The sequence below is a fragment of the Corynebacterium limaceinasi genome (genome assembly GCF_046717465.1).
Taxonomy (GTDB): domain Bacteria; phylum Actinomycetota; class Actinomycetes; order Mycobacteriales; family Mycobacteriaceae; genus Corynebacterium.
Map to the genome: position 1 here is coordinate 1,852,278 of NZ_CP177100.1, position 14,470 is coordinate 1,866,747.

The following is a 14,470-nucleotide window of genomic DNA, read 5'->3' on the forward strand; positions in this document are numbered from 1 at the left end:
GATAACTAGCTGTGGGGCGCAGCGGCTAGTTCCGGCGGGCTTCCTTGGAGTCATCGTGCAGGGTCCACTCGGCCTTGACGTCTGGCTCATGGTTGTTGATGTGCTCTTGCACTTCCTCCAAGGCATTGATCCACAGCGGGCGCCCTTGCGCGGCGTTGTGCTTCTTGTATTCCTCCGCGCCCGGCTTTTCATCGGCTTCGCGGGCTTCCTTTGCCTCTGCGCGCGCCTTGGCCTCAAAGTCTTTGGCTGCCTGAGAAAAGTCCATATCGGCCCAGCGGGTTCCTTCCACCATGAACTTGGTGTCTTCTTCTCCCACTAGCGTTGCCAGCGAACCCAACATTTCCAGCGGAAGGTCCGGGTTCATCTGCTCCACGATGGACATCAGTGCCGTGGCCACCCGCTGGTGGTACGTGGAAGAGCGCCCGCCGTTTGCGTAAATGAAATCGGTCATCTTGCGCATTTCATCGCCGGTCTTGGGGATGATGCGTTCTTCGCCGCCCATCATGTACAGCACATATGCCCAGTATTGGGCGACATCGTCCCAGTCCTGGCCGGAGTGCGGGCGCCCGAAAAGCTCGTCGATGGCCAGCGGCATGAGCGCGAACCAGCCTTCACCGGAGACCAAAAAGCTAGAGCCAATCGGCCGGCCGAATTCGTTGTAGTGTTCCTTGCCCCAAAGCTTTTCCAGCCCGCGGTTAGCCTGGGCGTGCAGCAGGCGGACGTGGACTGCGGCCTTGCGGCCTTCGCCAAAGCGGTCGAATACGTCCTGTTTGCCCAAGTCCACGAAGAACTTGGAGGTCTCCAGCGCGCGCTGCATGGCCTTGAACTCAAACATGCCCGTCTCACCGGTGGCCGCAGAGGTGCGGTCTTCCATGGTGGTGGCCCAATAGCCAAAGTTGAAGGTGAGAAGGTCCGCGCTCGGGGTGGCGTTGTAGTAGGCAACGCGCCCGCGCTCGGCGGCTTCAAGGTCGATCCAGTCTGGGATGTTATCGACCTGCTCGAAGAAAGCCACCAATTCTGGCGATGGGTCCTCGACGGTCTCGATTCCTCCATTCAGCGCCTGCTCGAACTTTGTGCGCGATTCCTTGGCACCATCGCGGCGGAAAGATTCTGCTAACGCGGCACCCAGTTCATCAGTTTGCCACATGTGATCATCGAGCAAACGAGTCTGCTGGGTGTCGTAGCCTTCCCACTCGTCATGAACGGTGTGCCAGTGGTCAAAAATATTGTGGCGCAGGGTGGACCAGCCGGGTTTGTCCACGCGGCGCTTCGGCGCCGGGCGCAGGTCCATGCCATCGCGGTAGAAGTAGCGGAAATCCTCATAGGGATTATCGGACATGGGCAGAACCTTAGGTTCAGTCCGAGTATCAGTAGGAGCAGTCATGGGGAGTAAACAACCTTTCCAATCTTGGTGCCACACCACACACGTTTCCTGTTTATGTGGCGTAGTTCACCATTTAGCTGTGCCCGTAAGCCTATAGAGACTTTGCTCGCGACCGCAATGAATTTTGAATCCAATTTTCTGGGAAATTTCTGGCCACCAACGCCGCTACTACGCCCGCCTTCACAGCACCTATCCCCTCCTGCGCAAATAGCAAAAATGGCCATCTTGGCAGATTTTGCAAACCTTCTGCCTGCTCACCCCATATAGGTGTACCAGCCGTACATCTGTCCGCTATGCGAACGCATTTGTAACCTGTATCTCGCTCCAGGCTGTACCATGATGTGCATTACATGCAGTGAATTGGCACTGAACTACAGTCACGAAAGTGAGGTCTATTCACCCCTATGCCTACTTCTCCTTCTCAACCCGCGCCCCAGCTTGCCGATGTCCCCTCCACCACCGCCACGGTGCACAACGTCACCGCCGTAGCCGATGACCTTTCGGTCATCGCGTTTTCACTGGACGGTGATGCTCCGCTCGCGGATTACTCCCCCGGCTGCCACGTCGATATCACCCTCCCGGGAGCCAACGGTGAGATGCTTACCCGCCAGTACTCGGTTTTTGAGCTGACCGGCATCTCCTCCCCTCCTGCCGGCCAACAGGAACGGCCAACGTATGGCGTCGCGGTAAAGCGCGAGGAAAACTCCACGGGTGGCTCGATTGCGATGCTCAAACTGCGCCACGGGGATAGTTTTAAGATCTCGCAGGCATTTAATAACTTCGAGCTCGTGGCAGACGCCGGCTACTACGTCTTGGTCGGCGCCGGAGTGGGCATTACCCCTATGCTCTCTATGGCCCAATCCCTCGAGCGCGAGAACAAACCGTATATAGTGCTCTTTTTCGCGCGCGATAGCCACCACGCGGTGCTGCTCGAGCAATTGCGCGAAACCTGCGGCGATAAACTCATCGAGGTCTTTGGCCGCCCGCGCGAGAAGCAAGCAGATATCTACCGGCACCTGCTGGGCCAGGCGCCAAAGGAGACGGCCTTTTATGTCTGCGGTCCGCAAGGATTTATGGATTCCGCCAAAGAAATCGCACTCGACTACCTGCCCGAGCACGCCTTTCACTGGGAGAACTTCCACCCCGATCTACAAGCGCTATCCGGTGAGAAAAACGCCGGGGCCGGCGACGGTCCGTTCGAAGTAGAATTTTGCGGAGAGACGGTAGAAATCCCAGAGAATAAGACGGTCCTAGAGGTCCTCGAGGATCTCGATCTGCCCGTAAAATCGCGCTGCCTGGAAGGAACGTGCAGCACCTGCCTGATGCGCGTGGTTGACGGCGAGCCAGACCACCGGGATTCCGTCTATGACGCGCAAATGTATGCCGAGGGCGCCTTCGCGCCATGCGTCTCCCGAGCACTAAGCCCCAAGCTCACCTTAGAGCGCTGGCGGCAATAACCCTTCGCTCCGGTCCCAGCCGGGAGTGGGAGCGAAGGGGAATAAAGGGGGTATCGGCAAGCGCGGCACAGCCCTAAAGGGCGCGCACCATAATCACGCCGATGATGACCAAGACCAGGCCGATGATGCGGTGGACCGGCGGCAGGCCGCGCTTGGCATTGCCCCAGCCCAGCGATTCAATGACCTGGCCGCAAATGATTGAGCCCACCAGCGAGCCGATGACCGTCGTGCCAGTGCCGATCATGGGCGAAAGCGTCGCTCCACCAACCACAAAAAGCGCGCCGAGCACACCGCCGAGCCACATCCACCAGGGCCCAGGGGCGATACCGCTCAAAAGGGCACGGCGGGGTGCCTTCCAGCCCAGGGTGAGCAGGGCCAACAGGATCACGCCGACGCCCAGGGAAATGACGCTGGCGGGCATGGGGCTGTGCAACGCGCCTCCCAGGTAGCCGTTGACGGCGGTTTGGGTGGCAGAGCCCATGCCGATGAGCACGCCGAAGACCCGCCACAGCCACAGCGAAAGCCCGGTGGCTTGCGCGCGCGTGGTGGCAGCGCCCCGGCCGATTTCTAGCACCAAGGCGATGCCGCCCACCACGATGAGGGCGCCGAGGATGCGCAGCGGGCCGACGGGAACCAAGGGGGATTCGAAAAGGCCGGTCAGATCATAAATAAGGCCCATCGTCACCTGTCCCAGGATGGGAAGGATGACGGTTTCTACGCTGCCGATGCGCGGGAAGAGCAGGATATTTCCCACGATGAAGGCCACGCCCATAAAGCCGCCGAGCCACACCCACCACGGTTGCGCGGCCGCCAGCGCCAGGTCCGGTATCGCGTCACCGGTGACTATCAGCGCAAGGATGGCGGAGACGGCAAAGCCGATAATGAAGGAGAAGAACCCGGCGGCGATGGGCGAGCCCACGGACTCGCGCAGTCGTGTATTAATGGCCGTTTGCGCCGGCACGATGGCGCCGACCAGCATGGCGGCAATAACCAACATTGTTTTTCCTTCCCCCACAGGTTTAGGTCTAAGCAAAGCCTGGAACCAGGCGTTAAATAGAGATGTAATTTTAGAGGCTTAAAATGCAAAAAAGTGCAGGCCGGCAAAAGCGGAACCTGCACTCTCTCGCTAGAAGGAGCCGAGTTTAGTCATCCGTAGGGATCGAGTCGGTGCCTTCCAGCAACTTGGCAACGTAACCAGTGTTGAACTCGCCACTGCGGAACTTTTCACTGTCCAACAGCATGGCCTGGAATGGCGCCGTGGTAACAACGCCTTCTACCTGCAGCTCGTCGATGGCGCGCAGCATGCGGGTAATGGCCTCATCACGGTCTTCTGCCCATACGATGAGCTTGCCCACCATGGAGTCATAGAACGGCGGGATGGTGTAGCCCGTTTCGATGTGGGTATCCATGCGCACACCGAAGCCACCTGGCACGCGGTAGTGCTCGATCTTGCCCGGCCGCGGCGCGAAGTTCTGGTTCGGATCCTCGGCGTTGATGCGGCACTCGATGGCGTGGCCACGAATCTCCACATCATCCTGGGTGATGGATAGCTTCTGCCCGGAGGCAATGCGCAGCTGCTCCTTGATGAGGTCCACACCGGTGATCATCTCCGTAACCGGGTGCTCCACCTGGATGCGGGTGTTCATCTCGATGAAGTAGAACTTATCTTCGGTGTTATCGAAGACGAACTCGATGGTTCCGGCGTTCTTGTACTTCACCTCTTTACACAGGTTAATCGCGGCTTCCTGCATCTCCTGGCGCAGCTCATCGGTCAACACCGGCGAAGGGCCTTCCTCAATGAGCTTCTGGTTGCGGCGCTGCGAGGTGCAGTCGCGCTCGCCCAGGGCGACGGCGTTTTCGCCATCGGCCAGCACCTGGATCTCAATGTGGCGGATATCCGTCAAGAAACGCTCGATGTAGACCGACGGGTCATTGAACGCGGACTCAGCCTCATTCATGATCTCGTTGAGGTCCTTTTCCAGCGTGTCCTCGGATTCCACGACGCGCATACCGCGTCCACCACCACCGGCGGCCGCCTTAATCAGCAGCGGGAAGCCGGTGTTATGGGCAACCTCAAGCGCTTCGTCGAACTCGGTGACCACGCCGTCGGAGCCCGGAACGGTGGGAACACCGGCGGACTTGGCGATGCGCTTAGCCGCGATCTTGTCACCCATCAAGCCAATGTGCTCAGCCGAAGGGCCAACAAAGCCGATCTCTTCTTCTTCCACCATGCGGACAAAGTCCGGCTTTTCGGACAAGAAGCCGTAGCCCGGGTGAATGGCATCTGCCTTGTACGCCATGGCTGCGGAGATGACCAGCTCGGGACTGTTGTAGCTCTTGGAAACATTCGCCGGGCCGATGCACACTGCTTGATCAGCGAGTTTTACCGGCAAGGAGTCCTTATCGCCTTCGGAATAAGTAAGGATGGACTTGATGCCCAATTCCTTGCAGGCGCGAATGATGCGAAGCGCAATCTCACCGCGGTTAGCGATGAGCACGCTACCTAGTAGATCTGACATATTTTCCTCCAGGTCGATTACTTCGGCTGGATGACCATGATGGGCTGGCCGTGCTCCACGGCGTCCTCGTTATCTACAAGGATTTCCTTCACGGTGCCAGCAACCTTGGACTCGATGTTGTTCATCAGCTTCATAACCTCGACGATGCACAGCACCTGGCCAACCTCAACCTCGTCGCCCACCTTGACGAACGGATCTGCGCCAGGCTTCGGAGCGGCGTAGAAGGTACCGACCATGGGAGCCTTCACGGTCTCGCCTTCTGCGGACGGCTCACCGGAACCGGAGGCCTTTGCCTCTTCCTTCGGAGCTTCCTCCTGCGCCGGAGCAGGCTTGGACTCTGGCTCAGCGGCTGGGGCTGGGGCGGCCTCTGGGGCTGCGTCCTGTGCTGGTGCGGCAGCTAGAGCTGCGGCCGGAGCGGCTTCCGGAGCCGGTGCCGGGCGGTTCAGGCCGCCTGGGGTGCGGGACATCGCGAGCTCGACGTCGCCGTACTTGATCTGCAGCTCTTGGATGTCATCAGACAGGTTGGCCCACTTCAGCAGGGACTTCAGGTCGTGCAAGTTGGTGGAATCAGTCATGGTTACTTTTCTCCTTTGGTGAGGTTGATTTCCAAATCGGAAGTCTTGAGGTGGAAGTCGGTGGTATCGGAAGAGTCGTAGATTTGCTGTACCAGGGAGGTAAGGACGCCGCCCTTGACGCCTTCGCCCTCGCCGCCGCGGCCTTCGGCCACGAAGCGCTTCATTTCATCGACCTGGCTGCCGGCGAACATCACGCGCAGCAACAGGGTGTCGATGTCCTCGTCCGGGTGGGCCTTCTTCAGGTCCGGCAGAACCGGCTTGAGCTCTGGGATTTCCTCCGTAATTTCGGAGGAACCGTTGGCCATAATCTTCTCCAGCACGTCTGGGTCCAGCGGGGCGAGCGGCTCGCCATAGTAGCCCAAGGCGTACTTTTTAATCTCGTTCGGGACCACGGAGTATCGGTCACCCGTCGTCACATTCATGACGGCCTGGGTTCCTACGAACTGGGCGAACGGCGTAATCATAATGGGGTATGCGAGCTCTTCGCGCACGCGTGCGACCTCGTACAGCAGCTCTTCGAAGCGGTCACCCAACCCAGCGGTTTCCAGCTGGGATTCGAAGTTGGTGAGCATGCCGCCGGGCAGCTGGTGCATGTAGTGCAGGCCATCGAATGCGCGCGGAACGCCAACTGGCTTATCTTCCGTATCGGCGATTTCCTGAATGCGCTCGCTGGCGGAATCGATGCGCTCATCGTCAACGTCCACCGTGTAGCCCAGTGCGCGAAGATCGCGCACTACGGCCTGGGTGGCCGGCTGTCCCGGGCCATTGGCCAGCGGGGCGATGGAGGTGTGGATGGAGTCCACGCCCAATTCTGCAGCGTAGAGGTAGGTCAGCGGGGACAGTCCGGTCAGCGAGTGGGTGTGTACCTCGAGCGGGACGTCACCGATGGAGCTGCGGATCGCCGGGATGAGGGTCTTCAAACGATCCGGAGTAAGCAGGCCGCCGGCGTCTTTTAGCATGATGCGGTCCACATCGGTGCGCTCGAGCAGCTCCGTGGCCTTTCGCTTGTACAGGTCATCGGTGTGTACGGGGCTCAAGCAGTAGGACAATGCGCCGAAGGTTTCGGCACCGAGTTCCTTAGCCAGCTTGAGGCCCTGGTCGATGTTGTCGATGTCATTCAAGCCATCGAAGGAACCGATCACACGGAAGCCATTGGCGTAGAGACGCTCGGTCCAGTTCAAGATGGCGTCATCCGGCAGGAAGTCAAAGGAGGCCAGGTTCTTGGAACGAATCAGGGCGCGGAACTTGGTGCCCGGCGCGGCGTTCTCGTGTACGAGGCGAACGCGCTCCCACGGGTCTTCCTTGAGGTAGCGCACGGACACGTCGAACTGGATGGGCGCTACCAAGTCCACGTGCTCGAAACCGGCGTTGGTGATGTCATCCAACAGCGACAGGATGTGACTCGTGGTCATGCGGGTGGCCCAGATGCTCTGGTGCGCATCACGCAGGGTGGTATCGATGATGTTGATCTTGCGCTCGCTATCGGCCGGGCGTCCGCCCGCGGCCATGATTTCGGCGAGGCCTTCTGTGCTTAGTTCCTCGGGACTAAGAGCAGTCATAAATCCCTCCTTAGGGTGTGGCTCCGGAAAGACTCGGTTGGTTCACAGTGATGGTTCACTTTGGTGGTTCAAGACTCTTCGAGAACCTTCCGTGTCGTGGCTCACACGCTACACCACACCTAAATTTTCAGCGCCGGAATTCCGGCCAAAAATGACCTTTTCCTACGAATTCCAAGCTCGTCACGGCAAAGAATTTATACAAATACCCCTATACGGGGTCACAGTGCGCACTACCGTTCACTTAGTGAACAGCGAGTTTTTATGGGCATTCCCCCTGAAAAGTGGTGGACGACATGCACTTTCTAGTCGGTAACCAAATCAGCCCCTGTAGCGCTGCCGCTTTCGTGGCCTACATCGCGGTCTAAGCGAAGTGTGATGTGCGTAATATCCTTCTCAACATTTCGGACCCATACCTAGGAGGAACAATGACTTCTACCGCCCCGCCGAGCCCCACGCCCACTAAGTCATCGGGCGCGACAAAAACAGACCGCAAATCCCTCGCAGCCAGCCTGACCGGCCAGGTCCTGGAATGGTACGAGTGGAGCTCCTATGCGGTCTTCGCCCCGTTCATCGCCGCGGCGATGTTCGACAAGGGCGATAACGCCTCCGCACTGCTTGCCACCTTCGGTGTCTTCGCCGTCGGCTTCTTGGTCCGCCCGCTGGGCGGCATCGTCTTTGGCCACATCGCCGACCAGCGCGGCCGCAAGACCGTCTTGATGACCACCATCATCATGATGGCTAGCGCCTCGGTCCTCATCGGCTTGCTGCCCACCTACGAATCCATTGGTATCTGGGCCTCCGTCGGCCTGCTCTTCATCCGCGTGCTACAGGGGTTTGCACACGGTGGTGAATCCGCAGCTGCCAATAGCTACATCCCTGAGATCGCCCCGAACGCCCACCGCGGCCGCTGGGGTTCCATGGTCTATGTCTCCATCTTCGGCGGCTCGGTCATCGCCTACGTCTTGGGTGGCGGCATTTCACTGGTCCTGACGGACGAGCAGATTGGCGCTTGGGGCTGGCGCATTCCGTTCCTCCTGGGTGCCGCCGCAGCGTTGGTTGCGTTGTACCTGTGCCGCCACATGAAGGAATCGGATCACTTCCAGGAAATCGATAGCGCCGAGCCCACCGTTGAGGCTCCGAAGCGCACCAAGAAGTCCGTGAACTCGGAAAAGCCTGCCTCTGTTGTCCGCCCGGCGTGGCAGAATATCTTGCTCGTCGTGGGTATGGTCTCCGGCGTTACGGCCTCGCACTACACGTGGACCTCCTATGTTTCCACCTACGCCATTAGCCACGAGGGGATGTCCATTCAGGGTGCTTATTGGGTCACCGTGGCCGCACAGACCGCCGGTCTCATTGCCCTACCGCTGTGGGGCAGCCTGTCCGATAAAATCGGCCGCAAGCCAGTGATCTACATCTGCGCCATCGGCCTAGCCATCCTGCAGATCCCACTGATGAACTTCATCGATGATCGCCCATGGACCCTGCTGGTGGCCTCCACCGTCGGTGTGGTCATCGTTGCCGCCGGCGGCGCGCTGTTGTCCTCCATCATGTCCGAGGTCTTCCCCACCGCCCAGCGCACCCGCAGCATCGGCCTGGCCTATTCGCTGTCCGTTGCCGTCTTCGGCGGTACCGCACCGTATATCTACCAGTGGTTCGTAGCCCACGGCCTTACCTGGGCTTCTGGCTTCTACGTCGTCGCACTGTGCATCCTGACGCTTATCAGCATGTACATTCTGCCTGAAACCAAGGGCGTGGACCTGCGCGATGTCTAATCCACCCGCGAAACACTAAATCGCCGCTTCCCAGTCTCTCCCGGGAAGCGGCGATTTTCACGTCCACAACTAATTAATCGAGCGCTACCTTAAAGGGTGCGTCCGTGACCTCACGGATGGACTCCTCGGTTTCACCCTCGGCGACCTCGATAAGCGTCAGGCCCTCCAGCTCGTCCACGGTGAATACAGCGCGGTCGGTGATAATCAGATCCACACAGCGAGCGCCGGTCAGCGGCAGCTGGCACTCTGCCAGAATCTTGGAATCGCCGTGCTTGGATACGTGCTGCATCATCACCACGATGCGCTTGGCGCCGTGCACCAAATCCATCGCACCGCCCATGCCCTTGACCATCTTGCCGGGAATCATCCAGTTGGCCAGGTCGCCGAACTGGGATACCTCCATGGCACCGAGCACCGCGACGTCAATGGCGCGGGAGCGGATCATGGCAAAGGACTCGGACGAGGAGAAGAAGGATGCACCTGGGGCTTCGGTAATGGTTTCTTTACCGGCATTGATGAGCTCCGGATCAACCTTGTCCTCTTCAGGGTAGGCACCAACGCCCAGGATTCCGTTCTCAGAATGCAGGACCACCTCGCGGCCCTCTGGCAGGTAGCCCGGGATGAGCGTCGGCATGCCGATGCCCAGGTTGACGTAGTCACCATTGTCCAGTTCTTGTGCGGCGCGTGCCGCCATTTCTTCGCGTGACCAGGTCATTACTTGCTCACCGTCCTGAATTCGATTCCGGTTTCTTGTTTGCCCACTTCCACTACGCGGTCCACGTAGATTCCGGGCACATCCACCTCTGCGGGCGGAACCGCTTCAACCAGCTGCTCCGCTTGCACGATGGTGACATCGGCGGACTTGGCCGCATCGGGGTTGAAGTTCTGCGCGGTCTTATTAAAGGCAAGGTTGCCAAAGCGGTCCGCGCGGGCGGCATGGACGAAGGCGAAGTCCGGGGTAAGGGCTTCTTCCATGACGTAGAGCTCGCCGTTGAACTCGCGGGTTTCCTTCGGTGCGGAGGTCTCCGCGATGGTGCCGTCGGGGTTGTAGCGGGTGGGGATATCGCCATCGGCAAGCGGCGTGCCCACGCCAGCCTTGGTGTAGAAGGCCGGAATGCCCGCGCCACCGGCGCGCATGCGCTCTGCCAGGGTGCCCTGCGGGGTAAATTCGACGGTAAGCTCGCCCTCGAGGTACTGGCGCGCGTATTCCTTATTGGTTCCCAGGTAGGAACCAATGGAGCGGGCGATGCGGTGATCCTTGAGTAGTAGGCCAAGGCCGAAATCATCCGTACCGAGGTTATTGGAAATGATGGTGAGCTCGCTCGCGCCTTGGGAACGCAGCGCGGCAATGAGTTGCGCTGGAATACCCACAAGGCCGAATCCGCCCACCGCGATGGAGGAACCGTCCGGGATATCCGCGACGGCCTCCTCTACTGAGGCTATGACTTTATTCAACATGGGCCTTAGACTACGTGCGGTTCACAGACAGCACAAGGGTTCAGAATGCGAACACGATCGGGTACACTGAAGAGACCTGGGACACTTAACCCTAAAAATAGCTTGGAGGACACACCGTGGCAGATACCCCCGTAGTGCAATCATTAGCCCGCGGACTCAATGTCATTCACTCGTTTAATGGCGAACGCCCGCGGCAAACACTGGCCCAGGTTGCCGAGGTCACAGGCCTAGCGCGCGCCACCGCACGTCGCTTTTTACACACGCTTGTCGCGGAAGGATACGCCCGCACCGATGGCTCGGATTTTTGGCTCACCCCGCGCGTTTTGGAACTGGGCTACTCCTATCTATCGAGCTTGGGACTGCCGGATATTTCCCAGCCCCATTTGAGGGAGTTATCCACCAAACTCGATGAGTCCTGCTCCGTGAGCGTGCTCGACCGCGACACCGTGGTCTATATCGCCCGCGCCGCCGCTCACCGCATTATGTCCACCAATATCACCATCGGTACGCGCTTCCCGGCGCACGCCACGTCCATGGGCCAGGTGCTGCTCGCCGATTTAACGCCGGCGGAGCTGGATGAGTACTTCGCCACCACCGCTCCGCTCGAGCAGGTCACCCCGCATACCCTGGTATCCCAGGATGCACTGCGGGCCCGCCTCGGCGAGGTCCGACGGCGCGGCTGGGTCATCGTGGACCAAGAGCTAGAAATAGGCCTGCGCTCCATCGCCGTTCCCATCCGGGATCGCACCGGGCGCGCTGTGGCGGCCATCAATATTTCCACCCAGACCTCCGTGTATTCCACCCAAGATCTCACCGCGCAGCTCCTCCCCGAGCTCCTCACTACCTGCGCGGCCATTTCCCACGATCTCACTACCACCGAAATTTCCTAAGGAGAATCCATGCATACTCAAGACGTTGTCCTGTGCTACCCCAAGCGCACCCCAGTCGGCCGCTACGGCGGCGCGCTCAAATCCGTCCCCGTCCAGGATCTGGCCAGCCTGGTGGTATCCACCATCGTGGAAGAATCCGGCATCGACCCGAACATCATCGATGACATCATCCTCGGCCAAGCCTCCCCGAACGGCGCTGCGCCTGCCTTGGGCCGAGTCGCCGCCCTCGATGCCGGCCTCCCCGTCTCCGTGACCGGCATGCAGCTCGACCGCCGCTGCGGCTCCGGCCTGCAAGCCATCGTCACCGCCGCCGCCCACGTCGCCACCGGCGCGGCCGAGGTGGTCATCGCCGGCGGTGCCGAATCCATGTCGCGCACCGAGTACACCGTGGACGGCGATATTCGCTGGGGTGCGAAGGGCGGAAACATGGTCTTTCGCGATCGCCTCCAGGAGGCCCGCGAAACCGCCGGTGGTAAAAACCACCCCATCCCCAGCGGCATGATCGAAACCGCCGAAAACCTCCGCCGCGAGCGTTCCCTGTCGCGCAAGGAACAGGATGAGCTTGCGGTGCGTTCCCACCACAACGCTGCCCGCGCGCAGGAGCAGGCGCTTTTCGATACCGAAATCGTCCCCGTCTCCGTCCCCCAGCGCAAGGGTGATCCCATCATCGTGGACAAGGATGAACACGTGCGCGCTGATTCCAGCGTGGAAAAGCTATCCAAGCTCCGCCCGGTGATGGGCAAGCAGGACGACGAGGCCACGGTGACCGCGGGTAACGCCTCCGGTCAAAACGACGGCGCCGCCGCCGTCCTCGTTACCACCCGTGACAAGGCCGACGAGCTTGGTCTCGAGCCGATGGTGGTCTTGAAGGGTTGGGCGCTTGCCGGCGTGGAGCCAGAGCGCATGGGCATCGCACCGGTTGAGGCAACCCGCAAGGTCATGGACCGCCTCGATCTCACCTTCGATGACCTCGATCTCATCGAGCTCAATGAGGCCTTTGCCGCCCAAGCCCTCGCGGTACTAGATCAGTGGGGTATTTCCCCCGAAGATCCTCGCTTGAACCCCAATGGCTCCGGCATCTCGCTGGGCCACCCAGTGGGAGCGACCGGTGCCCGCATCGTGGTTACCGCCGCGCACCACCTGCGCCGCACCGGCGGCAAGCGCGCGCTGGTTACGATGTGCATCGGCGGCGGCCAGGGCCTTGCCGCCATAATCGAAACCGCCTAGTCCTCGCAGTGAGGGCCTAGGCGGTTTCGGGGCGGGCGACCAAGCTAGCCTTGGACGCTCACGCTGCCATCTGCATTGACGTTGACTTGCGCCGCCATGGCACGGGCAACGTTAAGCCGCTGCCAGGAGCCGTCCTTGCCTTGCCAATCCAATGGATTGCCGGCAGGGCGTGCGGTCTGGCGTAGCACCTCGGCGCGCTGTTCCGGAGTCAGGTCCGGGTGGGAAGCGGCGAGGAGTACCGGGGCGGCCTGCGGCACAACCATCGACGCATCCGTCGGATTGCTTGGAGTGAAATCATAATCCAAGAAATCCGTGTATTCGTCTACAGCATCTGTAGTGGATCGGTATTCCTTACCATCGGCCCTATCTTGTGCGACGAGTTCTTCTACAGATTTGCCCGTACGCCACTGAATCTCTTCACGAATTTCCTGCGCAGCCTGCTGCAATGCATCGCGCATGCGGTCATCGTTCAAGCGATCCGCCGCCGCAGCTTGACCGGTCATGCGTCCACCAATGACGTCCAATGGGTAGTGCACACCCAGTACGACGCGGTGGTTTCCTGCTTCGGCGCCGCGCAGCATTAGTTGCGGGCCTACCTCCGGAAGCATAGAAGCCATCAAAGTGGTGATCCACGTTGCCTGGTTAGTGTGCCCAGAAGGGAAAGCCGGCGAAGTGGAATAGAGATCCTTCGACTCGTCTTCGTAGCGGTTAATAGCATCGGGTGCCTGCACGAATGGGCGGTCATAGCGGAAGTAGTACTTTTCTGCGAAGGTGGAGCTAGCCAGTCCACCAGCACGGGCGGCGTAGCCATTGCCCAGCAGGTACTGAGTCTTTGGCAGTCGATGCTCTGCCAAGGCCTCGCGGAATGCGCCGCCTAGGCTCTCCCCCATGGAGTCAGAAATGGCCTCGAGCATCCCACCGGAGCTTGCCTTGGCATCGGATTGCGCACGGGCGATCAGCTCAGGGTCATCGGCAGCCGCATTGTTAATGGCCACTACCTTATCCATGTTTTCTTCAAGGACCTCAGGCTGGTGCTTAATCTGGTCAAACTCGCGGACAACCTGCCAATAGTTGCCAAATTGGTAGGACGAAATATCGGATTCAAAGCCTGCCAGATAGTCCACACCAAAGGGCTGAGGAACCGGCGCGCCTGGGTGCTGCACTGGAGAGGGGCCGATACTGGATCCACTGCTAGATCCCTGTACCTGCGGCACCTTGGACGAAAGCTCACCCGCCTGCGCAGCGGGTGCAAAGGAAGCAACGGTGAAGCTGGCGGCCGCTCCGAGAGCAAGTACTCGACGCGAAACACCACGATTGAAAATACGGGTCATATAACGCAACTTTCAGCTAGAAGTGATTTCCTCTGCACACTAACCAGCTAACGTTAAGGAAATATGAACTGCGCGCTAACCTTTCTCAGCGCTTTTTTAAACAAATAGTTATATGACCGCTCAAGCTAATCGATGCCTCCCTGCCTACTCCACCCAGAACCATGTTTCCTCGGACGGTTCGGCACCAGACGCGGACAAGCCCGCCGTGGCGAGTGCAGCAAATGCCACCGCGGCGGCCATGGCCGAATCTCGCTGCTGATGAAGAATCATTAACTCAATCTAGCGCGAATGGGCGCCG

Annotated in this window: 13 protein-coding genes; 4 read left to right on the forward strand and 9 right to left on the reverse strand. The window is 59.9% G+C overall.

Translation table 11 applies throughout. The annotated features are described in order from the left end of the window. Window positions 1-25: 25 nt before the first annotated feature. Window positions 26-1,339, reverse strand: a complete 1,314-nt coding sequence (locus ACLI1Q_RS09000) for an oxygenase MpaB family protein (protein WP_284771583.1) — start codon at window positions 1,337-1,339, stop codon at window positions 26-28. Between the two features lie 449 nt (window positions 1,340-1,788). Here ACLI1Q_RS09000 and ACLI1Q_RS09005 point away from each other — a divergent pair, with 449 nt between their 5' ends. Continuing rightward, the gene (locus ACLI1Q_RS09005) at window positions 1,789-2,841 is read left to right on the forward strand and encodes a PDR/VanB family oxidoreductase (RefSeq protein WP_239268577.1); all 1,053 of its coding nucleotides are present in this window, start codon (window positions 1,789-1,791) and stop codon (window positions 2,839-2,841) included. A 73-nt stretch (window positions 2,842-2,914) separates the two neighbouring features. Here ACLI1Q_RS09005 and ACLI1Q_RS09010 read toward each other — a convergent pair whose 3' ends face one another. The 4 genes from ACLI1Q_RS09010 to ACLI1Q_RS09025 all read right to left on the reverse strand — a co-directional run bounded on the left by ACLI1Q_RS09010 (window position 2,915) and on the right by ACLI1Q_RS09025 (window position 7,494). Next, entirely contained in the window at window positions 2,915-3,838 is a 924-nt protein-coding gene (locus ACLI1Q_RS09010) for a DMT family transporter (RefSeq protein WP_239268579.1), read from the reverse strand. 145 nt (window positions 3,839-3,983) lie between these two features. After that, complete coding sequence (gene accC, locus ACLI1Q_RS09015) at window positions 3,984-5,360, reverse strand: acetyl-CoA carboxylase biotin carboxylase subunit (RefSeq protein WP_005284133.1); 1,377 nt, start codon at window positions 5,358-5,360, stop codon at window positions 3,984-3,986. 17 nt (window positions 5,361-5,377) lie between these two features. Beyond that, on the reverse strand, window positions 5,378-5,935 hold the full coding sequence (gene accB / locus ACLI1Q_RS09020) for an acetyl-CoA carboxylase biotin carboxyl carrier protein (protein WP_411696962.1): 558 nt from the start codon (window positions 5,933-5,935) through the stop codon (window positions 5,378-5,380). 2 nt (window positions 5,936-5,937) lie between these two features. Next, window positions 5,938-7,494 carry a pyruvate carboxylase gene (locus tag ACLI1Q_RS09025; protein WP_239268583.1) on the reverse strand — a complete coding sequence of 519 codons (1,557 nt, stop codon included), beginning with the start codon at window positions 7,492-7,494 and terminating at the stop codon, window positions 5,938-5,940. Window positions 7,495-7,919: 425 nt separating this feature from the next. On the opposite strand from ACLI1Q_RS09025, the gene ACLI1Q_RS09030 reads away from it, so the two are divergent. Continuing rightward, window positions 7,920-9,266, forward strand: a complete 1,347-nt coding sequence (locus ACLI1Q_RS09030; RefSeq protein ID WP_239275169.1) for an MFS transporter — start codon at window positions 7,920-7,922, stop codon at window positions 9,264-9,266. Window positions 9,267-9,339: 73 nt separating this feature from the next. On the opposite strand, the gene ACLI1Q_RS09035 is transcribed toward ACLI1Q_RS09030, so the two are convergent. Next, the gene (locus ACLI1Q_RS09035; protein WP_005278126.1) at window positions 9,340-9,981 is read right to left on the reverse strand and encodes a 3-oxoacid CoA-transferase subunit B; all 642 of its coding nucleotides are present in this window, start codon (window positions 9,979-9,981) and stop codon (window positions 9,340-9,342) included. Then, complete coding sequence (locus tag ACLI1Q_RS09040; RefSeq protein WP_239268587.1) at window positions 9,981-10,724, reverse strand: CoA transferase subunit A; 744 nt, start codon at window positions 10,722-10,724, stop codon at window positions 9,981-9,983. Before ACLI1Q_RS09040 ends, ACLI1Q_RS09035 begins: the two co-directional genes overlap by 1 nt. A 116-nt stretch (window positions 10,725-10,840) precedes the next feature. On the opposite strand from ACLI1Q_RS09040, the gene ACLI1Q_RS09045 reads away from it, so the two are divergent. Continuing rightward, window positions 10,841-11,614 carry an IclR family transcriptional regulator C-terminal domain-containing protein gene (locus ACLI1Q_RS09045; RefSeq protein ID WP_023029078.1) on the forward strand — a complete coding sequence of 258 codons (774 nt, stop codon included), beginning with the start codon at window positions 10,841-10,843 and terminating at the stop codon, window positions 11,612-11,614. Window positions 11,615-11,623: 9 nt separating this feature from the next. After that, a complete protein-coding gene (locus ACLI1Q_RS09050) occupies window positions 11,624-12,841 on the forward strand; it encodes an acetyl-CoA C-acetyltransferase (RefSeq protein WP_411696963.1) in 1,218 nt (405 codons plus the stop codon). A 44-nt stretch (window positions 12,842-12,885) separates the two neighbouring features. Here the strand turns inward: ACLI1Q_RS09050 and ACLI1Q_RS09055 are convergent, their stop codons facing one another. Beyond that, entirely contained in the window at window positions 12,886-14,172 is a 1,287-nt protein-coding gene (locus ACLI1Q_RS09055; protein ID WP_239275171.1) for an acid phosphatase, read from the reverse strand. 144 nt (window positions 14,173-14,316) lie between these two features. After that, window positions 14,317-14,442: a hypothetical protein gene (locus ACLI1Q_RS09060; protein WP_255716704.1), complete on the reverse strand. Its 126-nt coding sequence runs from the start codon at window positions 14,440-14,442 to the stop codon at window positions 14,317-14,319. Window positions 14,443-14,470: the final 28 nt, after the last annotated feature.